27 protein-coding genes are annotated in these 26,180 nt (G+C 35.4%); 3 read left to right on the plus strand and 24 right to left on the minus strand.

What is annotated here, in order from left to right; all coding sequences use genetic code 11:
* Position 1: 1 nt before the first annotated feature.
* The gene (locus tag ACHZK0_RS17600; protein WP_063260632.1) at positions 2-415 is read right to left on the minus strand and encodes an NUDIX hydrolase; all 414 of its coding nucleotides are present in this window, start codon (positions 413-415) and stop codon (positions 2-4) included.
* A gap of 141 nt (positions 416-556) precedes the next feature.
* On the opposite strand from ACHZK0_RS17600, the gene ACHZK0_RS17605 reads away from it, so the two are divergent.
* On the plus strand, positions 557-757 hold the full coding sequence (locus tag ACHZK0_RS17605) for a DUF3903 domain-containing protein (protein ID WP_061677984.1): 201 nt from the start codon (positions 557-559) through the stop codon (positions 755-757).
* 425 nt (positions 758-1,182) lie between these two features.
* Here the strand turns inward: ACHZK0_RS17605 and ACHZK0_RS17610 are convergent, their stop codons facing one another.
* The 15 genes from ACHZK0_RS17610 to ACHZK0_RS17680 form a co-directional block, all read right to left on the minus strand.
* Positions 1,183-1,329 carry a BC1881 family protein gene (locus ACHZK0_RS17610; RefSeq protein WP_000644411.1) on the minus strand — a complete coding sequence of 49 codons (147 nt, stop codon included), beginning with the start codon at positions 1,327-1,329 and terminating at the stop codon, positions 1,183-1,185.
* A gap of 241 nt (positions 1,330-1,570) precedes the next feature.
* Entirely contained in the window at positions 1,571-3,298 is a 1,728-nt protein-coding gene (locus ACHZK0_RS17615; RefSeq protein ID WP_395761733.1) for an S-layer homology domain-containing protein, read from the minus strand.
* A 213-nt stretch (positions 3,299-3,511) separates the two neighbouring features.
* Positions 3,512-4,078 (minus strand): hypothetical protein, encoded by a 567-nt coding sequence (locus ACHZK0_RS17620; protein WP_270606937.1) that lies wholly within the window; start codon positions 4,076-4,078, stop codon positions 3,512-3,514.
* A 6-nt stretch (positions 4,079-4,084) separates the two neighbouring features.
* The gene (locus ACHZK0_RS17625; RefSeq protein ID WP_262742949.1) at positions 4,085-5,104 is read right to left on the minus strand and encodes a nuclease-related domain-containing protein; all 1,020 of its coding nucleotides are present in this window, start codon (positions 5,102-5,104) and stop codon (positions 4,085-4,087) included.
* Between the two features lie 210 nt (positions 5,105-5,314).
* On the minus strand, positions 5,315-6,364 hold the full coding sequence (locus ACHZK0_RS17630; RefSeq protein WP_395760754.1) for a GH25 family lysozyme: 1,050 nt from the start codon (positions 6,362-6,364) through the stop codon (positions 5,315-5,317).
* A 132-nt stretch (positions 6,365-6,496) separates the two neighbouring features.
* On the minus strand, positions 6,497-8,260 hold the full coding sequence (locus ACHZK0_RS17635; protein WP_270606939.1) for an ABC transporter ATP-binding protein: 1,764 nt from the start codon (positions 8,258-8,260) through the stop codon (positions 6,497-6,499).
* Positions 8,260-10,011 (minus strand): ABC transporter ATP-binding protein, encoded by a 1,752-nt coding sequence (locus ACHZK0_RS17640; protein WP_262742946.1) that lies wholly within the window; start codon positions 10,009-10,011, stop codon positions 8,260-8,262. Before ACHZK0_RS17640 ends, ACHZK0_RS17635 begins: the two co-directional genes overlap by 1 nt.
* 123 nt (positions 10,012-10,134) lie before the next feature.
* Positions 10,135-10,356: a YneF family protein gene (locus ACHZK0_RS17645; protein WP_001123316.1), complete on the minus strand. Its 222-nt coding sequence runs from the start codon at positions 10,354-10,356 to the stop codon at positions 10,135-10,137.
* Positions 10,357-10,434: 78 nt separating this feature from the next.
* Entirely contained in the window at positions 10,435-10,875 is a 441-nt protein-coding gene (sirA, locus tag ACHZK0_RS17650) for a sporulation inhibitor of replication protein SirA (RefSeq protein ID WP_000860645.1), read from the minus strand.
* Positions 10,876-11,031: 156 nt separating this feature from the next.
* Complete coding sequence (tkt, locus tag ACHZK0_RS17655; protein WP_262742945.1) at positions 11,032-13,032, minus strand: transketolase; 2,001 nt, start codon at positions 13,030-13,032, stop codon at positions 11,032-11,034.
* A 223-nt stretch (positions 13,033-13,255) separates the two neighbouring features.
* Positions 13,256-13,738 (minus strand): coproporphyrinogen III oxidase, encoded by a 483-nt coding sequence (locus ACHZK0_RS17660; protein ID WP_270606940.1) that lies wholly within the window; start codon positions 13,736-13,738, stop codon positions 13,256-13,258.
* Positions 13,739-13,812: 74 nt separating this feature from the next.
* Complete coding sequence (gene phnE / locus ACHZK0_RS17665) at positions 13,813-14,616, minus strand: phosphonate ABC transporter, permease protein PhnE (RefSeq protein WP_262742944.1); 804 nt, start codon at positions 14,614-14,616, stop codon at positions 13,813-13,815.
* Entirely contained in the window at positions 14,616-15,410 is a 795-nt protein-coding gene (gene phnE / locus ACHZK0_RS17670; protein ID WP_262742943.1) for a phosphonate ABC transporter, permease protein PhnE, read from the minus strand. The genes phnE (ACHZK0_RS17665) and phnE (ACHZK0_RS17670) overlap by 1 nt, the downstream gene beginning before the upstream one ends.
* Positions 15,407-16,180, minus strand: coding sequence for a phosphonate ABC transporter ATP-binding protein (gene phnC / locus ACHZK0_RS17675; RefSeq protein WP_061677974.1), 774 nt, complete (start codon positions 16,178-16,180; stop codon positions 15,407-15,409). Before phnC ends, phnE (ACHZK0_RS17670) begins: the two co-directional genes overlap by 4 nt.
* Positions 16,181-16,263: 83 nt before the next feature.
* A complete protein-coding gene (locus tag ACHZK0_RS17680; RefSeq protein WP_000915073.1) occupies positions 16,264-17,202 on the minus strand; it encodes a phosphate/phosphite/phosphonate ABC transporter substrate-binding protein in 939 nt (312 codons plus the stop codon).
* Positions 17,203-17,385: 183 nt separating this feature from the next.
* Here ACHZK0_RS17680 and ACHZK0_RS17685 point away from each other — a divergent pair, with 183 nt between their 5' ends.
* Positions 17,386-18,969 (plus strand): bifunctional metallophosphatase/5'-nucleotidase, encoded by a 1,584-nt coding sequence (locus ACHZK0_RS17685; protein WP_395760755.1) that lies wholly within the window; start codon positions 17,386-17,388, stop codon positions 18,967-18,969.
* Positions 18,970-19,008: 39 nt separating this feature from the next.
* Here ACHZK0_RS17685 and ACHZK0_RS17690 read toward each other — a convergent pair whose 3' ends face one another.
* Together ACHZK0_RS17690 and ACHZK0_RS17695 are read right to left on the minus strand one after the other, a co-directional pair.
* Positions 19,009-19,248, minus strand: coding sequence for a DUF896 domain-containing protein (locus ACHZK0_RS17690; protein ID WP_001190582.1), 240 nt, complete (start codon positions 19,246-19,248; stop codon positions 19,009-19,011).
* Between the two features lie 45 nt (positions 19,249-19,293).
* Positions 19,294-19,950: a recombinase family protein gene (locus ACHZK0_RS17695; protein ID WP_061677970.1), complete on the minus strand. Its 657-nt coding sequence runs from the start codon at positions 19,948-19,950 to the stop codon at positions 19,294-19,296.
* 141 nt (positions 19,951-20,091) lie between these two features.
* Between ACHZK0_RS17695 and lexA the strand changes: the two genes are divergently transcribed.
* A complete protein-coding gene (lexA, locus tag ACHZK0_RS17700) occupies positions 20,092-20,712 on the plus strand; it encodes a transcriptional repressor LexA (protein ID WP_016086752.1) in 621 nt (206 codons plus the stop codon).
* Between the two features lie 88 nt (positions 20,713-20,800).
* Here lexA and ACHZK0_RS17705 read toward each other — a convergent pair whose 3' ends face one another.
* The 6 genes from ACHZK0_RS17705 to ACHZK0_RS17730 all read right to left on the minus strand — a co-directional run bounded on the left by ACHZK0_RS17705 (position 20,801) and on the right by ACHZK0_RS17730 (position 26,168).
* Positions 20,801-21,607, minus strand: coding sequence for a DUF4097 family beta strand repeat-containing protein (locus ACHZK0_RS17705; protein WP_395760756.1), 807 nt, complete (start codon positions 21,605-21,607; stop codon positions 20,801-20,803).
* Positions 21,608-22,150, minus strand: coding sequence for a DUF1700 domain-containing protein (locus ACHZK0_RS17710; protein ID WP_087981581.1), 543 nt, complete (start codon positions 22,148-22,150; stop codon positions 21,608-21,610). It lies immediately after the preceding gene.
* Positions 22,143-22,466, minus strand: coding sequence for a PadR family transcriptional regulator (locus ACHZK0_RS17715; RefSeq protein ID WP_001102620.1), 324 nt, complete (start codon positions 22,464-22,466; stop codon positions 22,143-22,145). Before ACHZK0_RS17715 ends, ACHZK0_RS17710 begins: the two co-directional genes overlap by 8 nt.
* Before the next feature lie 228 nt (positions 22,467-22,694).
* Positions 22,695-24,494 carry an ABC transporter ATP-binding protein gene (locus tag ACHZK0_RS17720; protein WP_395760757.1) on the minus strand — a complete coding sequence of 600 codons (1,800 nt, stop codon included), beginning with the start codon at positions 24,492-24,494 and terminating at the stop codon, positions 22,695-22,697.
* A gap of 11 nt (positions 24,495-24,505) precedes the next feature.
* Entirely contained in the window at positions 24,506-25,693 is a 1,188-nt protein-coding gene (locus ACHZK0_RS17725; RefSeq protein WP_395760758.1) for a nucleotidyltransferase family protein, read from the minus strand.
* A 1-nt stretch (position 25,694) separates the two neighbouring features.
* Positions 25,695-26,168, minus strand: coding sequence for a lasso peptide biosynthesis B2 protein (locus tag ACHZK0_RS17730; protein WP_395760759.1), 474 nt, complete (start codon positions 26,166-26,168; stop codon positions 25,695-25,697).
* Positions 26,169-26,180: the final 12 nt, after the last annotated feature.

Below are 26,180 nucleotides of genomic sequence, written 5' to 3' on the forward strand. Positions count from 1 at the left end.
TTTAAACACTCGCTTTTTTATTTATATATGTATTTAAAATCTCGAAATCTTCCGGGAATGATAGCGTTAATTCCTTCATCTCATCTATCCTCTTCCAAGCAATTTCATATATTAATTCATCAGGATCTTGAATTTTCATACTACCGCCTATTTTTTTAACGACATAATAATGAACGTATACAGGAACCCCGTATGTAATACCTTCTTTTTCGTATATTTTATTTACAACTTCCACATTGTAACCTGTTTCTTCCCAAACTTCTCGAATACAACATTCTTCTAGTGTTTCTCCCTTTTCAAGCCCGCCACTTGGAACAGACCACCTTTTTTCTTCACCTTTTTGTCCTTGCAACACCATTAAAACTTCATTTCTTTCGTTTACACATACTGCCGCACAACCTACCCATCTTTCCATATACATCCCTCCCCTACTACTATTCGTCTTCCTTTTTATTTTCCCCTTGAAAAAAGAGGAAAATAGTAAAACAATGACGAAAATTTACATCAACTTCATAGACAATCCCTTCTTAGAAATTAAAAACGGAAGGATGAAAATATGATTTCTAAATATGTTGTGGAATGTGTCTTTTGTGAAGAAAATCGAAAACCGCGCCAAGCTATCGTAACGGTTCCCGCCACTACTCAGCTACTAGCCATTGAAAAAGTACGTGCGGAATGCAAACGTCGTTTCGGAAAAGCTTTACTATTGCAAACAGAAATTAAAGAAGAAATAACTTTTGAACAAAAAGAAAGCTGACCATAAATTGGTCAGCTTTCTTATCCGATCATATTTTCACATGAAGATTAGGGGCATCCTCTTTAAGGATCGGGATTTTCCCATTATGTACGTTCCATAATGGTCATCGAACAATATATTTCTATGCAATTAATTATTGAATAGAATAGGGCAAAACTTGTTCGCATTTTTAGAAAAGGGATAGGGATATAATTCAAGTAGTACTTCGAATACTCGAACTTTACACTCATTATATTAAAGCAAATCCTTTTATATGGGAAATATGAATTACTTACATAATTCATTCGTAAAACATATTAGTTTGCTATATTATTTTTATTCCATCCATAACATACATCCAGCGAAAACTAGTGTCATAATCATTGAAAACTTCAAAAGCACCCTGAACGGATGCTTTCATACTTGTCTAGATTGATACTATGTACTTAATCTTGATTAATCAAAATAACCGCAGGACCAGCGACTACTACTCCAGCTACTTCTATCTTTTCAAATTCCTTTACTGTAATAGATATAACCCCTTCTCGTTCCATCAGTTCTTTACTCAGGACATCAGTCGGTATAGCTTTCACCGTCTTACCTCCTCTTCATTTTTACAATATGATAAAGTAAAAGTTTAATCAGTAAAGGTTTAGTCCACTCCGCACTGATTATAATCGGGCTTCCCGTTTATGCACGATAAAAAACAACCCAACGCATCTATATATATGCCTCACCTCCGCTTTCATTCCTTATTCACCCCAAAACCTTTCTCTCCCTTCCGTAACGTATTGAAAAAATAGAAAAGCACTCGCAACAGCGAATGCTTTTTCATTACTTACTTTCTATTACTTTTAACATTCTATTAATAAATGCTGCCGATTCTCCACGTGTTGCAGAACCTTTCGGCATAAATTCATTATTTTCATTTCCTTTTACAATACCTAATCCATAAACACGTTGTACAGCTTGTTTATCATATGCTAAATCTTGATCCGAGAATGGTAATGGAACTAAGTTACCTTTAATTTTTTTATATTGCAGTGCACGGTCAATCATGATAACAGCTTCATCTCGTTTAATCGTATCATTTGGAACAAATGTCCCATTCCCTCTACCACTTATTATCCCGGCAGTTGCTGCACGATTAATACCATCTATTAGCGATGGGTGTGCTGTATTTAAATCATTAAAATTCGATGACCCTTCAGGTAACTGCAATGATCTTGAAATTAAATTCGCAAATTCACCACGTGTTACAAGACGCTCTGGCCAATAAGAGCCTTTTCCATCCCCAACCATAATACCGCGTTTATCTAATTCACGAATGTCTGCTTCGTACCAACCACCTGTTATATCATCTTTATGGTTCGCATCATAATAAACTTTTGTTCCTTGTAAGAATGGTTCCCACGCATTATTTTTAATCATAATAGCCGGACAATTCTTCCCACTCCAAAATTGATGTTTCTTCACATTTTCTAAAGGAATATGTAATTCTCCCATTAAATAAGCTGTTAATTTACGAGCATTTTCAACAGCTTTATTATAATCACCATCTTCATTTACAGCAATTTCAATCGCAATGGATTCTCGATTTCCAGTTCCTTCCGCTCCATCTCCGGCATGCCAACCATTTTCATTTAATGGAAGATGTTGATAAATCTCTTTATCATCTACCGTAAAGTGCCAAGACGCTGAACGATCTTCCGTTCCCGTTGCCTGGTTATATAAATATACTGCATGGTTTTTAGCATTGGCCCCAACACGGTAATTATCTGTCTCATGAATCGTAATATACTTCGGCTTCATCGCATAACCAGGACGGATATTTTCATTTCCTTTTGGTACAATCATTTCTTTTAAAGTTACACCATAAATATCCGTTGTTTTCTCTTCTATTGGTGCAGCATACATAACTGCTGCACGTTTTGTACGTGCTGGTGTTGCCTCTTGAATAAGCGAAGCTTTTGTTCCTTCAAATTTTGCTGAAGGTGAATAAATCCATTTCATCTCATTATTTATTTTTACTTGGAACCATTCTCCCGCCTGTCCCATTACTTGAATGATTTGTGGCTCCAATACATTTTCTTCTTTGTATGAAGTAAATGGTTCAGAGTATGTAGAGGTTTCTTCATTAATAACTAACTTTTCACTTGATAACGTATGAACTTCTTTAACCTCTACATTCCCCTCACTATTTTGTATCCATCCAGTTCCGGATGAAGTCCGAACATAGTAAGCGTTTCCTTTTCTCTTCTCAGCTTTTACGACTTGATCCGAAATATGAACCCCTGTCTCTTTTTGAAGATTACTAGAATCATATAAAGGTACCTCTTTCACTATATGTACAAGAAATTCACCTGGCACTTCATTTTGTACTCCTTTATCTTCTCCTCGACCATCTTCATCTTTCATTTGGTTTTCAATACTTTTTAAAGCTTGTTCATCAGTTGAAACTGTCACAGTTTTTTCAAGCTCGCTAGCATAGGAATAATTTGGAATCGTTACCATACTAAATACAATCGATGCAGCTAAAACATTATAAAATCTTTTTTTCATCATAATACTTAACACGTCATAATTAAATTCGTGTTAAATTCCCCCTCCTCAACTAAAATATAAATCATCTAGTAAACTATTAAACTACATAACCATTTACAATATAACAGACTCATTCCGATTCGTATAGATAGGAATGACTACTATTTGCCTACATTTACTATATTGGAATATAAAAAGAAGCTATAATATATAGCTTCTTTCTACGTTTCTTTAATCTCTATGCACCTTATATTCCATAACTTTACCATCTCTATCAAATTGTAAAACAAGCTGTTCACTATCAATTGAAATAAAGCCACGTTCATTTCCAAGATAGTACGAAGTGATAATCCCTTCTTCTCCATTTCTTGTTTCAGTAGGCGTTCCTAATAATTTTGTAATTTCTTCATTTGATTTCCCTGTTAATTTATATTTTCGCATTAGATCATCTACCATATGTACCCGTTTTTCTTCAGCATGTAACCACCGATCTTGATTAAACTTTGAGGTGTATGTATTCATACTTAATTGTGCAGTGCACACCAACAATAGAATACATCCTACTATCATTACACCTAGCATTTGCTTCTTTTCTGTATTACGATTTATAGACGTACGTAAGACGAACTTTTGAATCACAACTAATATAGCAAATGGCATGACTACTACAAACATACTTTTTACACTTACTGACATATGAACCGAATCAATAACAAACATAAACGCAAGATACATTAGTATATACAAACAAATATAAACATACAAAATACCCCTTAATATAGCACTCAGAAAGCCCACCTCTTTTTAATTCATTTTATAATTCATCCGGTTAATGATTTCTCGAAGCTTTTCTAACTCCTGATCTGTATATATTACTTTCCCTGTTAAGATCTCATTTCTGAAGAACGTTACAATTTGCTCTCTATCTTTTAATCTCGGCGTTTTTTCTTCAGAAAAATCTAGCACTTCTTTCCCACTCTCATTATAAAAATATACAATTGGTTTTACGTTTTCCTTTACAATATCAACTTGGATTTCTTTCAAACAATTGTATAGAATATGAGATAGTTTCTTCGCTCTATATACTGGATTCCCTTCATTTTTCACTTGTATCGTTAATGACCCTTCCCTTGTTATGCATTCAAACGTCTCTTCTTTTTCTACTTCTTGTTGATACTTGCCAATTTCATCAATCATAAATGAATATATACTAGCATTTTCTTTCGTTAAGCCATGAATTAATTTACCTGTCCATTCTTTCGTCTCAAGTAGATACATGCCCGTTTTACTTAAGACAAGATGATGAATTCGAAAATCATTTCCGCCGTGCTGATTTCTAATAAAAACATTCGGCATAATATGAAATTCATTATCTAGTATTATGCCTTGTTCTACGAAGCCTCGTTTCATATAATGTAATGTTTCGTGTGTATTCACTTCAGCTCCATTTTTCGTATACTCTCGTAAATTTGCAATTAATTGTTGAAACATATGTATTTCGTTACTATGTTTTCCTTGCATTTCACTACGTTCTTTACTATGTTGCACAGCTAATTGATTTTTCATCATACGCATATTTTCAAGTTCTCTAGCTGCACTTATTTGTAAATCACTGTATTTCTTCTGTTCCATATTTTTCAATGTATTTTGTTGTTCTTTATGCTCTGTAACCGTAGCTGCAATTTCATTTTCATACGTTTCAATTGCTTGTTTCTTTTCAAATTCTACTTGCTGACTCTCTGATTCTAGCTGTTTATTTTTATAGAACAGCATGAATGCTACAGCTAATAATAATAAAATCACACCTATTAGCACATAATCCATATTTTTACTCCTTCATTTCATTTTCATTTATTTTTATAAACATCCATTATATTATACTATGCTTTCAATATACACTTTGTAAAAATTACATATTTTTAATGAAGCGAGACTGTAATAAGCGATTTTTTCCATGCCCTATTGGATTGTTTCAGGTTGCTCGCAAATAGCAGAATAAAAGGCATCTCAGGCGAGATACCTTTTACGTGCATTTTATTGTACACCATACTGAATATAACTTGGATCATAGTATATCCATCCATTTCCACCTAAACCAAGCCATCCATCTTGCTTACACCATACTCTATAAGCCTCACCATGATGTAACTGTCTTATAACATTTCCATTTAATGATGGAGCATCCCGCAGATTCACATTATCACCAGTAATAGTCGCCACATAATGTTTATACTGAATGTAACTTGGATCATAGTATATCCATTCGTTTCCACCTAAAGCAAGCCAGCTACCTTGTTCGTTCAAAACTTCATATGATTCGCCACGCTTTAGCTGACGGATTACATTAGATTGCAAAGAAGGTCCACTCCGTAAATTTACATTATCGCCATTAATTACAGCAACGCCGTAGACTGCAGTAGCAGTACTAGGAGGGGAAACATTTCCACCACCATTTGTTCCGTTCCCTTGCAAAGCTTCTAATGAAACCGCTGCTGATACGTCACAATTTCCTACTACACCTGAAATTTTACCAGAATCTGTGTATTGCCATGCTGTCCACTCTGTCCATCCACCAGCATCAGCAGGCGGCGTACTAGAGTATTTAGAAATCCAAAGTGGAATATCACTTAATCCGTTAATTCCAAACTCATTAATATACCAAACTCCTGTATATAACATGACATCTTTTCCAGTAGCCTGTTTCACATAATTTATGAAACTTCTTGCCCAATTAGATATAGCAGTACCAGTTAAATTACTATTACTCGGATCTATCGGTGATTCTAAATCTAGAACTGGCATTAAGTCTGTCTGATTGCTTTGTAATATGCTCACAAAATGTTTCGCTTCTGAAATTGCATCATTTAGTTCTGGATGTGCAAAATGGTATGCACCGATTAATACATTCGCATTCCGCGCTGCTTGTACATTTTGAACCAAAGTAGGATCAAGAATATTCACACCTTCTGTCGCTTTTGCATACGCCGCCGAAATACCGGATCCTTTCACTGCATTCCAATCAATATCCCCTTCCCAATGAGACACATCAATAAACGTAATATTTGAACTAGATCTATCTTGCATATAAAAGCTCCTATCAATTTTTTTCATCTCGTATACATACAATATGTACAACTTTATTAAAGGGTCACGACGTTTATACTATAGACATAAAGAGCAAACATATTTTATAAACAAAATAAAAAAGCCTTGTAATTACAAGGCCTTTTGTAAACTTCCTTTATTTTGGAGTAAATACATATTATAATACAACCCTTGTTCACTCAGTAATTCTTGATGTGTACCTCTTTCTACTATTTCTCCATGATGCATAACAAAGATTTGATCCGCATCTTGAATTGTAGATAATCTGTGCGCAATGGCTATCGTCGTTCTTCCTTTTCTCATTTGCTGTAATGCTGTTTGAATCGCATCTTCTGTTTCTGTATCAATATTTGCTGTTGCTTCATCTAGTACTAATACTTTCGGATTCGTTGCTATCGTTCTAGCAAAAGCAATTAATTGGCGTTGACCACTAGAAAATGCAGCACCTCTTTCTACTACTTCTGTTTCATACTGCTCTGGTAATTTTTCAATAAACGTATTGGCTTGCACAAATTGTGCCGCTTCTTTTACTTCTTCATCTGTAATTTCTTCATTGTACATACGAATATTTTGTTTTACATTTCCCGCAAATAAAAATGCATCTTGCAATACGAGTCCTATTTTCTTTCTAATCTCTCGTTCTTCAAATCCCTCTAAATCCACACCATCTATTACAATATTTCCGGACTTAATATTATAAAATCGCATTAACAAATTCATAATGGTACTTTTTCCGCTACCAGTGTGCCCAACGAAAGCAACCGTTTGCCCTTGTTTCACGTGAAAAGATACATTTTTTAAAACATCACGTTTTCCATCATACGAAAAAGTAACATTTTTAAATTCAATTTCTCCATTAACGACTTGAGGATTTTCATCCCCTTTTTGAACTGGCGCTAAATCTTTTTCATCCATTAAATGAAATACACGTGATGATGAAACAAGTGCCTGTTGGAAAAATGATAATTTCATCATCATCTCATTTACAGGCTGGAAGAAACGATGTATATAGTTAACAAACGCGTATAGAACTCCTACTTCAACAGGACTCTTCAGCGCATCAATTCCAAATAAACCAAGTACTAACGCAATTGCTATAATATGAACTAAATCCGTTGCTGGGCGTAAAAGTAATGCGTCTAACTTTAACGTCCGTCGCCCTGCACTATAATGTTTATTATTCACTTCTTCAAACTCTTTTCTCATACGCTTTTCTTGTCTGAACACTTGAACAATATTCATTCCTTGAATAGACTCATTTAACTTTGCATTTAACACGCTCAATTGATTACGTACTTCTAAATAAAAAGCTGCACTTTTCCGACGATATAGCACCATAATTGCAAACATGATTGGAATTAATACGAGAGAAAACAGAGCTAATTTTACATTTAATAAAAACATTGCTACTAAAATACCTATTAAAAAGACTACATTTTTGACAAATGTGGATAATACACTGACATAAAAGTCTTTAATTGCTTCCGTATCATTCGTTATGCGCGATACGAGCGTACCAATCGGCGTACGATCAAAGAAACTTAATGACAACTTTTGAACATGATCATATACTTCAACACGCATATCTTGAACAATTTTAAAAGCGATATTTTGAAAATACAATAAGTCTAAATAAGTAAATAATACTTTTAATAAGTGAGCAATGAGATATACAACAAATAGAGTCACAAGTGCCGATTGATCAAAGTTTCGTGGTACTAAATGTTCATCAAGAAATTGTTTAATTAAAAAAGGACCCATCATTTCAGTTACTGTTGCACCAATTAAAAAGATAAATGCTAAAGATAGCAACCCCTTATATGGCTTCATATAAGAAAGCAATCTACTTAAATCACTCTGCTTCTTCTCAGTCATCATACGCCTCCTTTCTCAACTAATGCTTCTAACTGCTGGCTCTCATACATCTCTTTATACCAACCGTTTTCTTCCATTAATTGCTCATGTGTACCTCGTTGCACAATTCTACCTTCATCCACAACAAGTATAAGATTAGCATGTTGAATTGCACTTAAACGATGAGCAGTAATAATCGTCGTTTTCCCTGCTCTTTCCCTCTTTAATGCATTTAAAATCGTTTCTTCTGTTTTTGCATCTACTGCTGATAAACAATCATCTAAAATTAAAATTTCTGCATTTGTTAATAAAGCACGCGCAATAGAAATCCTCTGTTTTTGGCCTCCAGATAACGAAACACCTCTTTCTCCTACTACTGTTTCATACCCTTCTGAAAATTGGAGGATATCATCATGAATACAAGCAATCTCTGCCGCTCGGGTAATTTCATTATATGTAGCATCCGCCTTTCCGAAGGCAATATTCTCCCCAATACTCGCTGAAAATAAAAAATGATCTTGCGGCACGTATGAAATGGCAGAACGGACACCGTAAAGTGTTACATCGCGAATATCCCGCTCCCCAACTTTTAATCCACCATTAAAATGATCATACTCCCGAATTAGACATTTTAATAAAGTCGTTTTCCCTGCACCTGTACGTCCGACAACTCCTAATGTTTCACCCTTCTTTAAATCAAAATGAACATCTTCTAGCTGTAACAGTTCATTTTTCTTATAGGAAAATGAATCAACCGCAAATGTAACATCACCGCTCGCTATTGTATGCACGGCATCTTCTCTATTTACTACATCTGATTTTTGAGAGAGAATTTTTTCTACACGGTCATACGAAGCACGCCCACGCTCCATAATATTAAACAACCATCCAAAGGCTAACATTGGCCAAACGAGGGTACCTAAATACGTTGTAAACGTAACGAGATCACCTACAGTTAGTTCCCCTCTCACAACTAATACTGATCCGTAACATACTGCAATTAAAAAAGAAAATCCAACGATAAGTGAGATTGTCGGATCGAACAACGAATCAATACGTGCAACTAACATATTTTTATGTACAACATCTTCTGACTTTTTTCGGAATGCTTGTAAATCTTCTTTCTCTTGTCCAAGTGATCGAATTACCTTCATCCCACTCATACTCTCTTGCACTTTATCATTGATTTCCGAAAACGATTGCTGCGCTTTATGAAACCTTTTATGTAATAACGTTCCATAATAGTTTGTCGAAATCGCTACTATCGGCATTGGAATTAAGCTTAACAATGTTAACTTCCAACTAATTGTAAAGCCCATGGCTACGAGTACACATCCACCAACGGCTAAAGAGTCAACAAGCGTTAAAACGCCCGATCCAGCAGTTTGTTGAATCGCCTGAATATCATTGGTCGCATGCGCCATCAAATCACCTGTACGACGTGATTGATAGAAAGATGGGCTCATCTTTGTAAAATGTTCATATAAATTCTTTCGTAATTGACGGGCTAGTTTTAACGAAGATCCAAAAATCATAATACGCCATAAATAACGTAATATGTACATAGTAATCCCTACAACTACTAACAGAATCACCCAATTCAACAATTTCTCAGATGTTAATGTTCCATTATTAATTTCATCTACTACAATACCTAGTACTTTCGGAGCTACAAGTTCAAGAAGCGCGACACCAAATAACATAATAATTCCGATTATGTACGCTCGTTTTTCTTGTTTAAAAAACCAAGCTAAATTAATAAATACCTTCATTTTTATCCTCCTCCCTTAAAATGAGCGATGTTTTCAGTTTACCAAAAATACAGAATTTTTAAAAGTTTTAAACTACATAACTAACAAAAAGAAAAGACACTCTTAGCGAGTGTCTTTTAGCGCTTATTTCGTTTGTTGCTTGCTCATCGCGCTCATCATTTGATTGATTTTCTTTTGGGAAGGTTTTTGTCCCATTTGCATCATCATCATTTTTAACATTTGTTCATTAATTGGTGGATTTTTTTCTAAGTAGTTCATCATGTATTTGCGGGCAATGAAAAATCCTAACGCCACACCTGCTACTAGTGCTACTACGCCCACTAGAATACCTAACCAAATCGGCATATATTTTCCTCCTTCATGTTGTCTACCTTACAGTGTACTAAAACCTTTTCAATAAGACAAGATACAATTCGACATTTTTTACACATATGTTCGTACTTGTTTTAGAGGATTCAGCCATCCGTACTTTGTATTTTCATAATCCATAGCTAAAAATGTTAATTCACACTTTCTTAACACCTCAAAGAAAGTCGTTTCCATAGAGACATTTCCAGAGGTATTCATGCGAATATAGTGTGGTTTTACCATTATTTCGCCGTATTCCGCTCCTGTATAAAGTGTATGTGTATGATGTGTTCGATCATATTTACCAAGAACGCGCAAAGCTTGTTCTAATTTATGATGAATTTTCATTACCTGTAATGGCATCGTTATATACATCATTTGTTTGTATAACACTTTTTTTTCCGAAAGGGACCCAGATTCTGAAAATCGAGCAAATAAATCAAAAAACAAATATTCACGACCAAAGTAAGCTTTCGCAATATCCTCTTGAATTAAATACAATTCATACGTTTTCATCCTTCGCCTCCCAATCTGGACAACCTTTTCTCTTCATTATATAGAAGAAATTTTGCAATGATTGTCTGACTGCGGAGAGATAAAAAACTTTTTCTGTCGAAAAAACTCATTTACATAGAAAAATCTCTCCATGCCGGAGAGATTTTTCTAAAATCATTAAAGCATTTCTTTTACTTTACGCACAACGTTCTCTACAGTAAATCCATACTCTTCCATAATCTTCTCACCAGGAGCAGAAGCACCGAATGTATCGATACCTAACACATCTCCGTCAAGACCTACGTAACGGTGCCATCCAAATGTAGCACCCATTTCGATTGCGAAACGTTTTGTTACTGCTTTTGGTAATACAGATTCTTTGTACTCAGCAGTTTGAGCTTCAAAGCGATCCATAGATGGCATGCTGACAACAGCTGCGTCAACGCCGTCTACTGCTAGAGCCTTTTGTGCTTCAACAGCTAGACTTACTTCAGACCCAGTTGCAAGTAAGATTACATCAGCTGTTTCTTTCTTGCTTGCAGAAACTACATATGCACCTTTTGCTACTTTTTCATACGTATCGTCTTTTGCACCTTCTAATGTTGGAAGGTCTTGACGAGTTAATACTAAAGCAGTTGGTTTGTTTGTAGATTCTAGAGCTAGTCTCCAAGCTGCAACAGATTCGTTACCATCAGCTGGACGAATAACAGATACATTTGGCATTGCACGTAGCGCTGCTAATTGCTCGATTGGTTCATGTGTTGGACCATCTTCACCAACAGCGATACTGTCGTGTGTGAATACATACGTTACTGGCAATTGCATTAATGCTGCAAGGCGAATTGCTGGACGTAAGTAGTCAGAGAATACGAAGAACGTACCACCGTAAGTTTTTAAACCGCCATGTAATGCAATACCGTTCATTGCTGCACCCATTGCGAACTCACGTACACCGTACCAAATGTTTTTTCCGCTGTAATCATCTCTTGTAAAGTCTTTTTCGTTATTCATATATGTTTTGTTAGAACCAGCAAGGTCAGCAGATCCACCGAAGAATGATGGTACAGACTCTGCAATTGCATTAATTACAGCACCTGAAGAATTACGAGTTGCTGCTTTTGATCCTAATTCATAAGTTGGTAAGTTTTGCTCCCAACCTTCTGGAAGAAGACCATTCATTGCTGCTTGCAATTCGTTTGCTAATTCTGGGTATGCTTGTGCATATTCACCTAGCATAGTGTTCCACGCTGCTTGCGCAGTTTCACCAACATCTTGTACCGTTTTACGGAAGTTGTCATATACTTCTTCTGCTACATGGAAGTCTTGCTCAGCAGTCCAAGCATATGCTTCTTTCGTTAATTTTGTTTCGTCTACACCAAGCGGAGAACCATGTGAAGCTGATTTTCCTGATTTGTTTGGAGAACCGAAACCAATTGTCGTTCTTACTTCAATTAGCGTTGGGCGTTTTTCGTCAGCTTTCGCTTCTTCAATTGCTTTCGCGATAGCTTCAATATCGTTTCCATCCTCAACACGGATTACTTGCCATCCGTATGCTTTGTAACGATCTTCTACACTTTCAGAGAATGAACGATTTAAATCGCCATCTAATGAAATATCATTTGAATCGTAAAGCACAACAAGACGACCTAATTGTAAATGAGCAGCTAATGAAGATGCTTCAGCAGAAACGCCTTCCATTAAATCTCCATCACCACAAATAGCGTATGTATAATGATCTACTACATTATACGCATCACGGTTGTATTTAGCAGCTAAATGTCTTTCAGCCATTGCCATACCTACAGCAGTTGCAATACCTTGTCCAAGTGGACCAGTAGTTGCATCTACACCAGCTGTATGACCGTACTCAGGATGTCCTGGAGTTTTGCTTCCCCATTGACGGAAGTTCTTTAAGTCATCCATTGTTAGATCATAACCAGATAGGTGAAGTAGGCTGTATAATAACATTGAACCATGACCTGCAGATAATACGAAACGATCACGGTTAAACCACGTTGGGTTATTTGGATTGTGTTTCATAAATTGAGTCCATAATGTATAAGCCATTGGTGCTGCACCCATTGGCATTCCTGGGTGACCAGAGTTTGCTTTTTCAATCGCATCGATGGATAATGTGCGAATCGTGTTGATAGAAAGTTGTTCGATTGAATGTGACATGCTATTCTTCCCTTCGCTTATATTAGTAAACGTTTTATACATTTATATGATAGCTTCCCACGCAAGATTATACAACATGTATCGACAAATATGTTGATATTTTTTTGGTTTTTCATAAAAAAATCAAGGTTTTCTGGAATGTATGGGCATTCAATATGACATACTTTTTCATTGTTTTTATTTTAAAAAGAAAGGGAATTATCTGTATATTTATTCATCATTTTCAAATTCCATAATGCAAAATATATCCTTCCCCATTTTTCACTCTGCGAAGCAAATAAATAAACGACTGTAAATCTTGGCATAATTTATCTCGATCAAATACGTATCTTTCATATTCTCCATCCGTATTTTTATCATTTTCCCATTGAAACTGTCCTGTCAATTCGATTGTTTCTGGCGCTAAAGAAAACATGCTAACTAGCGAACAAAATAATTGTTCTGCTATCACTGCCCCTTGCTGTTCTATTTTCGTAATACCATAATAGTGAATTCCAAATCCTTCTGCTCTTTTCGCTGGATAGTAGGTCGGAATCCAATGAGTAAAATCTAATATATATACGATTAGCTCATCACTTAATACAACATACTCATCTATCGTTGCCTCTTCTTTATATAGAAAACAACGTTCAATCCAATCTATATCTATAAAATCCAATCCTTTTTTTTCATTCGAAACAAATACAAACTCATGCTGTAAAGCCAAATTATCCCCCCTATTACTCACATTTATTATTCTTATTATATAAAAAAGCACCTTTTATAGGTGCTTAAAATAAATTATACAATTTTCTTCCGTATCGAACTTGAAATATAATCAATGATAATTACCATTAAAATGATGCCCAATAAAATAATCCCCACACGAGACCAATTGCGTGAACTCAGTGCAAAAATTAGAGGCGTACCAATCCCACCTGCTCCAATAACGCCTAAAATAGCAGCGGATCGTACATTAATTTCGAACCTGTATAACGTATACGATAGAAAATCCGGTAATACTTGCGGTAATACTGCATACCAAAGTATTTGAAAGCGATTCGCACCCGTTGCTATTAACGCTTCCGTCGGTCCCTTATCTATATTTTCAATTCCTTCTGAATATAGTTTTCCTAACATCCCAATAGAGTGTAACCCTAAAGCTAGAACTCCGGCAAAAGATCCTGGTCCAACAGCTTTTATAAATAAAAGAGCCATAACTAATTCAGGAAATGTACGAACAAAACTAAGTACAAATTTTCCAGTTCCTGAAGTTAATTTCCCACTGCTCATATTCGTTGCTGCCCAAAAAGCAAATGGAACAGATAAAAAGGCAGAAATAAATGTACCTAATATCGCAATTGCCAACGTATCAATTAAACCATGTAATAAATCTTCACCATCTGGCAAAGATACATATGCCCAATCTGGATTCAATACACCTGTCATAATTGCCTTTGTAATTTCTCCCGCCGTATCTTTGATTCCCTCTAACGGTACTCCTGAAAAAGCCCATACATAAACAAATGTAAGTGCTATAAAAATAAACCAGCGATACACACTCGGTTTCTTCGGTTTTGGTACGATTAACGTCGCTTTACTCATTATAATTTCTCCCGCAACAATGTACTTACATAATCAATTAACAATACAACAACAAGAGTATAGATAATAATAGAAGCAGTTTGTTGATATTGTAAAAACCCAAGTGTACGGTCATAATATAATCCAATACCACCTGCCCCTACTAAACCTAAAACAGCTGCTGCACGTACGTTCACCTCAAATGTATAAAGAACATAGGAGACAAAATGTGCTTTCACTTGCGGCATTACCCCATAAACAATCCATTGCACTTTATTTGCTCCTACTGCAGTCATCGCTTCTAATGGACCTGGATCAATCGATTCAATTGACTCATACAATAATTTCGCCACGAGCCCAATTGAGAAAAAAGTAAGAGCCAAAATACCTGGAAGTGGTCCTATTCCAAAAATAGCTACAAAAATCGCCGCTAATAATAAATCTGGTATTGTTCGGATAAAATTTAAAATCAATCGAGCTGGACCGTATAAAAATGTACTAGTAAACACATTACTTGCCGCAAATAGTGCCAGTGGAATAGCTAAAATCGCTCCTAAAGTCGTCCCAATAATCGCCATACGTATTGTATCTAACATCGCTGTTGTAATAACTTGAAAATAACTCCAATCTGGCGGCACCATCTCTTTTAACAAATCAATCATATTAGGAAAACCAACTACTAGTTTTGAAAATGATGCGTCGACCTGTACACTACTTCCCCACAACAGTAAAATGACTAGCATAGCCGTTAACATATGTTTCAACTTACTCGGCGGCCTCGGTATCGATTTCGAATATATCGTCACGTCATTCATTTAACTGCCACCTCTAATAATTCACTTTTCTGCGCTACGTCTCCATAAATTTCAGCAAACTTTTCATCCGTTGCCTCTTCTACTGAACCATCAAAAACAATTTCGCCTGCATGTAATCCAATAATGCGTGTCGCATATTGCCTAGCTAAATCAATAGAATGTAAGTTTACAATTGTTGTAATTCCAAAATCTTCATTAATTTTTTTCAAATCATCTAATACTTGCTTTGTTGTTAGCGGATCTAACGACGCAACAGGTTCATCTGCCAATATGATTTTCGCTTCTTGCGCCAACGCTCTAGCAATCGATACACGTTGCTGTTGTCCTCCTGATAATTCATCAGCTCGCGCATATGCTTTTTCTAAAATATTCACCCTTTTTAACGATTGAAAGGCAAGCTCCAAATCTTCTTTTGGAAATAGCCCTAACGTTGTACGCAGTGTCGAATGATACCCTACACGGCCAGCTAATACGTTCTTCAATACCGTTGATCGCTTTACAAGGTTAAAATTTTGAAAGATCATACCAATATCTCGGCGCATGCGGCGTAATCCTTTTCCTTTCGCTGCAGTAATAGACTCACCTTCAATCATAATTTCGCCTTCTGTAATCTCATGAAGACGGTTTACCGATCTTAGAAGTGTAGACTTTCCAGCCCCAGACAGCCCTACCATTACAACAAACTCGCCTTTTTGAATGTTCAAGTTTATATTATTCAATCCTTTTGTACCATTCGGATACACTTTGGAAACATTTCGAAACTCTATCACACATCTTACCTACCTTCTATGTATTCAAAACGGCAAACTAACTGAAAATAAATCCTTCCAGTTAGCCGCCATTTCCATATGTATTATTGCGTTTTTACTTTCTTTCCATATTCACGAACGATATCAAATTTACTATCATCAGATTTAACATAGCCTTCGTGTGAATATACTTCTTTAATGATTTTGTGACCTTCCTCATTCTTTCCTATTTCAATGAAAGCATCCTGTAATTTCTTGCTCCACTCTTCATCTAAATCAGAGCGTACCGAAATCGTATCGTTCGGAATTTTCTCTGTAAATTTCACTATTTTCGTTTGATCAAATATATTCGGATAATCTTTTTTCACAATATTACGAGCATCTTGGAATACAACCGCTGCATCTACATCACCATTTAAAAGTGCAATAAGCGACTGATCGTGTCCTTTTAATGTAACAGGTTTCACATCCTTTAGCGGATCAACACCCTCTTTTAACAATACAGCCGCAGGCCATACGTATCCCGCTGATGACGTTACATCTTGATAACCAATTTTTTTACCTTTTAAATCTTTTACACTATTAATATTTGAATCTTTCTTAACTACAAACTCAGATTTATAAAAGTCTACTAAATCCTTTGTAGGAGCTCCGGTTTCATCATCCACCCCAAAACGTTGTGCTTGTAAAATTACGTTTGCAGCCTTTTTCTCATGTGCTAGCACATATGCTGTTGGTGGTAAAAAGCCTACATCTACTTGCTTAGATGCCATCGCTTCTACAATTGTATTGTAATTCGTTGAAATACTAACTTTTACCGGGATATTTAATTTATCACTTAATAGCTTTTCCAATGGTTTCGCCTTCGCCTCTAACGTATCTGCATTTTGAGAAGGAACAAATTGTACATTTAACGTCTTCGGTACATAACCTTTTTTCGTATCTTCAGTTTTACTTGCACTAGATTCCTTCGTTCCACAGCCACTTAATAATCCCGCCGCCAGTACAACTGTCGTGCTCATTGCAAAAACTTTTTTCAACATATTAAAGCCTCCATTTTTGTTGTTATAAATTACCTTCCGTAAACATGAAGAAATATATCACACATTTTTATTAATAATTGTTTATTTACAGAATCTTTACACATTCTATACATTCTCATTAAAATTCTCTTCATATATTTGATATGCTTAACTAGTAGATAACAATAGAAAAGGTGAATGATATTGAATCAAAATCAAACTGTAATTTTAAACATCTTATTAACAAGTGATATACACGGTACTGTGTATCCAATTCACTACCAAGATAACTCTCAAGCTGAAATTGGTTTAGCTAAAATCTCTACTCTTATAAAAAAAGAACGTTCCGAAAACAGAAACGTTCTTTTAATTGATAACGGTGACTTCATACAAGGTACACCCTTTACTTATCATTACGCTACATATGCAAAAGATAAGAAAAATCCAATGTCCTTATTAGCGAACTATTTACGTTATGATGCTGCAGTTATCGGGAATCATGAATTTAATTATGGAATGGACGTATTAAATCATGCTATTTCTACTGCAAACTTCCCGTATCTATCAGCAAATATTTTAGATACAAACAGAAAAGAACCTTATTTCGGGAAACCATATATAATAAAACATATTGAATCAAATATAAAAATCGCTATTTTAGGAATGACAACGCATTACATTCCTAATTGGGAACAACCTCATCACATTCAAGATTTACAATTTGAAGATGCATTAGAAACAACAAAAAAATGGGTTTCTTACATTCGCGAACAAGAGCAACCAGATTTACTAGTCGTAGCGTATCATGGAGGATTTGAACACGATTTACAAACCGGGGTACCGACTGAAGTTTTAACAGGTGAAAACCAAGGTTATGCAATGTGCCATGAAATTGAAGGCATAGATATTTTACTAACAGGCCACCAACACCGGGAAATCGCTCACACCGTAATAAATGGTGTAACAGTTTTACAGACTGGATGCAATGGACACTCTGTTGGAAAAATAACAGTAACATTCGAGAAAACAGAACAAAAATGGGTAAAAAAAGAGAGTTATTCACAATTATTGCCCGTGCGAGGAATTGCAGCGGACCAACATATGCTTTCCTTGGTTACCGATTATGAAGAGAAAACACAAAATTGGCTCGATCAACCTATTGGACTAATCTATGGGGATATGCAAATTTCAGACGCTATGCAAACTCGTTTGCAAGACCATCCTTTTATTGAATTCATAAATAAGATACAGATGGATATAACTAATGTTTCTATTTCTTGTACAAGCTTATTCCATAATACATCTCCAGGTTTCCCTGGTCATGTAACAATGCGTGACATCGTTTCTAATTATATTTATCCAAATACATTAAAAGTAATTAGAATAACTGGAGCAGATATAAAAAACGCCCTTGAACTCTCTGCTTCTTATTTCACATTACATGCAGATGGAACTATCATCGTAAACCCTACCTTCATAGAACCGAAGCCACAGCACTATAATTATGATATGTGGGAAGGGATTTCGTACGTATTAAACATTTCCAAACCTATTGGCGAGAGAGTAGAATCTTTACAGTATAAAGGCGCTCCTCTTAATATGGATGAAGAATATGACGTCGTTATGAATAATTATCGCGCAAGCGGCGGAGGAAACTTCTTTATGTTTCAAAATAAGCCCGTAATAAAAGACATACCAACAGATATGTCTGAACTTATCGCTAACTATATATTGAAGCACAAAAAGATAGAAGCATCAGTCAATAATAACTGGAAAGTTATTAAATAACGGATATAATAAATAAAAAAGATGGGCTTCGCCCATCTTTTAGTTTAATTTTGCATTATCTTGCTTTTTTAAAGCTTTTAATTTCGCCGGTGTAACATCAGTACCTTCTTCGTTAACAACTTTAATTCCTTTAAGTTCGTTTAACATATTTTGACGAAATCCTTTTAAATATTGTTCACGTAGCGATTGGCGCTCACGTTGTTCTTCTTCAGTTAAGCCTTCAGCCTTTGCTTTTTTCGCTAAGAAGTTAATGCGTTCAATGAGTTCGTGACTTTGCATCTCGAATCCCCCTTTTACTCAAAACTGATTATTATCATACAATAGTTAGTCCTCTTTATCAAGCAATTGCTTTGTATACTCTACATATCTACGATGTACAGTCGCTTTTGAAACATTATGACCAAAGCCGCGAAGCGTTGCCGCAATTTCTTCAAAAGTAAGTTCACTCTTGCGCAAACGTACAATTTCCTCAATCGGCACTTCTTTCTTCTCTCGTCCTACGCTTAAATGACGATTCTTCAAATTATTTTCTGGACGATAACCTTTTTCTACTGCACGTTGCATACCACGTTTAATTTTCAAGTTATGAATCTTTCTTTGATACTCTTCAACAATACCAATAATATCTAATACCATCGAATCAGAATCCGATAATTGTAATTCTCCATTATGCGTATGCGTGTATACTTTTATTCCCTCTTTATGTAAACAGTGCATTAATGCAATCTTTGCATTCCCCCTACCAAGGCGCGTTTCATCTTGTATGAGTAGCACATCAATTTGTTCGTCTCGAATGGTATCCAGCACTTCTAATATACCGTCACGTTCAATCGTATACCCACTAGCCTGTTCTTCAATTACCTTAGCAACATTCATTTGATAGCGCTCAGCTAAATGCAATAATTCATCTTTTTGACGTAATAATGACGTTTCTTGCGCTTCTTTCGTTGTACTCACACGCGCATAAATAATTGCATTCATTACGAACCCCTCTTTCTCACTATTATTTCCCTCCAGTGTAACATAAATTCGCCTTTTGTTCGAACTTATGTTTGTAGAATGTTTTTTCGCATGTTATACTTATTAATAAGAAAAATGAAAGAAAACGAGGTGTTAGAAAACATGGAAAAGTTAACGAAACGCCAGCAAGACATTCTCGACTTTATTAAGCTAAAAGTACAAGAAAAAGGATATCCACCTTCCGTACGTGAAATTGGTCAAGCGGTCGGCCTCGCTTCTAGTTCTACAGTGCACGGACATTTATCACGACTAGAAGAAAAAGGATATATTCGACGCGATCCAACAAAACCACGAGCAATTGAAATTTTAGGTGACGATCGAATGGATGCAGAAACACAATCTGTTATTCAAGTTCCAATTATCGGAAAAGTTACTGCTGGATTACCGATTACAGCAGTTGAAAGTGTAGAAGATCACTTCCCACTTCCAGCTAGCATTGTTGCTGGAGCAGACCAAGTGTTTATGTTACGTATTTCTGGAGATAGTATGATTGAGGCTGGTATTTTCGATGGGGATTTAGTTGTTGTTCGCCAACAACAGTCTGCATACAACGGTGAAATTGTAGTCGCTTTAACAGAAGATAACGAAGCAACTGTTAAACGTTTCTATAAAGAAAAAGACCATTTCCGTCTACAACCGGAAAACTCTTCATTAGAACCTATCATTTTAAAACAAGTGTCAGTTATCGGAAAAGTAATTGGCGTATATCGTGATTTACATTAAGCATAATAAAAGAAGATAATTACCTTATTTATATACGGTAATTATCTTCTTTTTTGTATTTTGATAGATTTTCATATAATTCTATTTCTTATGAACGAGTTTCAATCGTCACATCGCCAGCAGCTGTTTTACCGCTAATCTTTTTACTACCATTGCCAATCGTTATATTTTTATTTTCTTCATTAAAAATCATCACCTCGCCAGCAGCGCTTTGCCCCGTTATAACTGCATCTTGCGGCTTTTCTAATAAGGTAATATCTACATCGCCAGCAGTTGAACTTGCCTCTACATCATACTTAGGATCATGATCCATAATATGCACTTCCCCACTGGCCGTTTTCGCTATTACCTTCCCGATTACCTTTTTAAAGTTCACCTCACCAGCTTTTGAAGATCCCTCCACACTCTTAGCTGTGACATGTTTTAAATTCACTTCTCCAGCGAGGGTCCCAACAGTTACACGATCACTTTTCACATCACTTATTTCTATTTGTCCAGCAGATGAATTTACTTTTATCTCATGGTAAGAACGTTCTGGTACAAATATAGTCAATGTAGACGTTTGAAACTTGAAATTGTAAAAAGAAAAATCAAATGAAGCACCTTTTTCTCTTTCCCCAATAATCTTTAATGTGTCACCATCTTCGGCAATACGAACCTTTTGTTTACGTGCATCTCCTGTGTGCTTTACATAAAAAGAAGAGTCGGGGGATTTTTGGACAACAATATCCCCAGCGTCTAACTTAACTTCTATATTTTTTAATGTTTCGTTTTTAATAACGTCTTCTTTGTTTCCTTGTTCTGCAGTTTGTACTGCTTTTTCATATGTTTGTGAAATCCCTATTACTCCAATAATGATACAAGCAATTGCTACTAACAATATTTTTTTCATCATCTACTCCCCTTTTATCATTTTGAAGTTCCATATTACATAACGTACGCATAACTTTTTAAACCACTTCGTACTATAATAAGCGATAATACATAACAACAAACCTACTCCAACAAACGTTATACTAACGAATACATCCAACCATATAAAAGTACCCATAAATACTTTTGCAATAACAAAAAATGGTGTCACTACACTAGCAATCCCACCAACCCAAAAAGAAAATATAAAAGCGATAATTGCAACTAACGGGCCTAACACAATAATGAAATTAAACAAACTAAGTCCAATCGCTGCCATGACAGCCCTTGTTATATTCGAAGTAGATGGGTCCTTTTTCATTTCATCAAAGCGATACAAAGCAAGTAAGTCTTTGGCAATTACTTTCGGAGAGCCAAGGCCTTTTATTATTTCCGATTCAGTTTTCCCCTCTTCTTTCCCAAACTGAAAATGCTCTTCATAATCAAATAAAATATCTTTCCTCTCTTCTTCCGGTAACTTTCTAAGATGACTTGATAATTCTTTAAGAAACTGTTCTTTACTCATCCCATTCCACCCCTTCAATAATTTCTTGTACGCCTTTTGCAAAATCACGCCACTCTGTTACTAACAAATTTAGTTGCGTTTCCCCTTGCTCAGTTAGTTGATAATATTTACGAGGCGGCCCCTCCGTAGATTCTTTCAAATACGTTTGAAAATACCCTTCTTTCGTTAAACGACGTAATAAAGGATACACTGACCCTTCCGATATTAAAAATTTATTTGAGATTTGCTGTACAAGTTCATAACCGTAACAATCTTTACGTTTCACAAGTGCCAAAACACACAGTTCTAACACACCTTTTTTAAACTGAACGTTCAAGGTCAATCCCCCTTTCTCATTTCAGTACTGTTCAATACACGGTACCTGCTATATCCATAATATACCACTTAGTATTATTCATTGCAAGGTACTCATTTATATTTACTCCCTAAATGTAGAAAACGTACAAATAAAAGCCCGAATAAGATCTTGTTATAACTGACCATTACTCGGGCTTTTATTCGATTCGAACTGCTTGCATACAAAACTTCATTCACTTTTTCTCCTCTAAGAACCAACTTCCATTTGTGCCCCTAACAAACTTCGGAATACACCTTTTCTCTCTTTAGCCAATTGATTAAACTCACCTTTTTGGACAATTTCACCTTTTCCTAAGACAATGACTTGATCTGCATTGCGTATAGTAGATAAACGATGCGCAATCACAACAATAGTCATTGTTCCTTTCAATCTTTCTATTGCTGATTGGATTTTCACTTCATTTTCAGTATCTAATGCACTCGTAGCTTCATCTAATACTAAAATCGATGGCTTTCTTAAAATAGCTCGAGCTAGTACAAGTCGCTGACGTTCACCACCTGAAAGCCTCACCCCACGATCTCCAATCAGTGTATCAAGCCCCTTTGGAAGTGTTTGTACAAATTCAGCGGCGGCCGCAAAACTTAATGCATCCCAAATTTCTTCCTCACTTGCATTCGGTTCAATCATCAATAAATTATCCCTTATGCTCGCATTAAATAAGAAAGGATCTTGTGGTACATAACTAATAGCCCGTCTTAATGACAATAAATTATCAGTTATAAGTGGAGTACCATCTATTAACACTTGACCTTTTTCTGGCTGGATTAATCCCATTAATACATCAATTAATGTACTTTTTCCTGCACCAGAATGTCCCACAATGGCCGTCATACCATTTATTGGAATTTGTACATTAATATTTTGAAGTGCGTATAAAGATTCTTGCTTATTATAACGAAAGTGAACACCCTTACACTCAATACCTTGTTCAATACAAATCGGCTTTATATGCTTTTGCTGATGTATATCCTGCATTTCAAACACTTCCTTACATTCCTCTTGCAGCTCCCATAATGACTTAAAAGCAGGAATACTTGCAGCTAGTTGTTCAAGATTGGACTGAATTGTCATAAATCGTGGCCAAAGTCTCGAAAAGATAAGTATGATTAATAATAATTGGGCCGGTTGAGCTTTGAATATACTTACCGATAATAATATAAAAAATGCAATTAATATAGCCATTGAAACTTTATAAAACAATTGCGAGTTCGATCTTATTCTCATATACTCCATTTGCTCATTTCTCATCTTTGTAGTTATAAATTGTAACCAGTCTAAACGTGATGCTTCCAAAGTATTACTCTTTATATCTTTAATTCCATTAAATTGATCTGTTATACCAGAAAGATAGTCTTTTGCCAATTCTGAGGTCTTACTGCCTAGTATTCGTGCTTTTTTTATAAAAACACGAGAAGCTACCAAGAATAATAAGCCAAAGACCAAAACAAATATCGTTATTTGGGGAGATAATAAAAACGCAATCCCCACCTGTATAAATGTAAACAGAACAGCAGCTAACAATTGTAAAATTAAATTAACCCCATAACTTACTCGAGCCAATTCTGTAGTTAATATATTTATTAGATTTGTTTTCCTTTTCTCTAAAAAAAAACTCCACTTTGCTTTTAAAATCAAACTATATGTTTCTATTCTTAATTCTCGTACAAAAGCTTGTTGCGTTCTCGCATCCCTTAGCGTTATATTTCTTTGTAGTAAATTTTGACCTAACACTATTAGTATATATATACCTAAAATAGAAACTAGACTTGTTGTTTTAGGAAAATCCTGCAAAAATCTAGAGACAGGTGCAATAAAAGTAGTCTCCTCGCCTATATTCATTATTCCAGTCATACTTATCATAGGAATTAATAAAATAATACCTATCCCTTCAAGTAAACTTATTAAAACCATACCAAATAAATTCACATACAGTATTTTTCCCGCTGAAGAGTATAATTTCTTCATAAAATATATAATATGATTCATCGATGTTCCCCCTATAACAAAGCAAGCTTCTTTGTTTTCCTCCAAAGACATAAAAACGGTCGTAAAGGAAAATATAAAAAATGAAGAAATTTAGGTAACGGTAATGTTTTTGCATCAATTGGATAAGGATAAAGTTGGCTCAAAATAAATATAATTTTTTGCTGATTAGACATCAGTGAAAATAAATGTCTACTATGATAGGAAAGTACTTCTTCAGGAACAGGTTCTGAATGTAAATTTATCATTTTCTTGAAATAAAACAGTGCTTCTTGTGCTAACTGCTTCGACTGTTTTTTAGCTACTAATTCCGTCATCCTTTCATCTAGCCGTAAACCTAGCAATTGTGATACCAAAATTAATGCTTGTCCTCCTAAATGAAGCACTTGATATTTTCTCATTAATTTATGAATCTCATTCCAGTTAAGATCTTGACCGACAATTTTTTTTATGTCTACTAACCAACGTAATCTGGACCAACCATGTCTTGCACCATGCGATACAAGAAATAAAAATAAATCTTCCTTCCCTAACATATATACAGAATTACTCGTAAGGGTACTTTTTCTCTTTCGCTTCCAAAGCTCTTCAAACCCAGGTTCCTTACCAGGTCCGGGATTTAACCTCCAATGAATCTCAAGCTTAATCTGCTTTGTTGGATGAAAAAATGTTATATGATGATGCCTCCATTTCCAATCATTTAATATCGTTTGAATATAATCATCTTTTACATACCCCTGTTCTAAAAGTAGCTTTTCTACTTCTTCTAAATTTTGCATTGGTATTAGAACGTCCAAATCACAGGATGTTCGTAAAGAAATATCTCCATATAAGTCTTGAGATAGTACAGGTCCTTTTAGAAAAATCATACGAATCTCATTTTCATTACATAGTTTATTTATTTGTTCCATTTCAGCACTTAAATAAAGCATGTGAAATGTATTTTTTTTATATTTCCTATTCAAGGTTTGTACAACATAGGAAGGAATTAGTTCCTCATCCACCTGCTTAAGTTTTTGATATATCACCGGATAAACACGATGATGCACAGCTTGCTCAAGAAATATCTCCCAATCAATATTCGAAAACCATTCATTACTGTAAATTTGCATTGTTTCATCATCTTGTGACTTCAAAATTGTAAAAAGAAGTTTCAATTCTTTAGACATGAACTCTACATTAAGACCAAAATCTTTCTCCATTTTATTCTCCTTTAATAGCGTCCTCACTCAGCCTCTTTGCAAATGATCCAACAACAGTAAATTTCTCCATTCCTTCTGATCCAGTAACATAAAAAGAACCGCTTCGTAACCATGCATGCGCAATTAATTCCCCATGACTATCCTTAGCAGTTCCTAAATAAAGAGTACTCTCAATGCGACGTTTTTCGAGCATTTTCATCCCAGCTATAGCTTTAACAAGGCACTGACTTTCCCAAAAAGTATAACGACTCATAATAGAAATAGCTTCAGACACCTTCTTTAGTGTATCCCCGTGTGGCTGAATTTGAACAACTGCTGTTTCGTTCATGTAATCGCCTAAAGAAGGTGCAACTTTGGAAAAGGTAACACTTTTTAGCACACGTGCCCACCCTAAAAAAATAAAAGCCTCTAAAAATAAAAGCTTTATTTCCATGTTCAGTGATAAAAATACCCTTATTCTTTTCACAATATTCATTAATCCTTTCCT

Source organism: Bacillus sp. 3G2, assembly GCF_044324725.1.
Lineage (GTDB): Bacteria > Bacillota > Bacilli > Bacillales > Bacillaceae_G > Bacillus_A > Bacillus_A mobilis.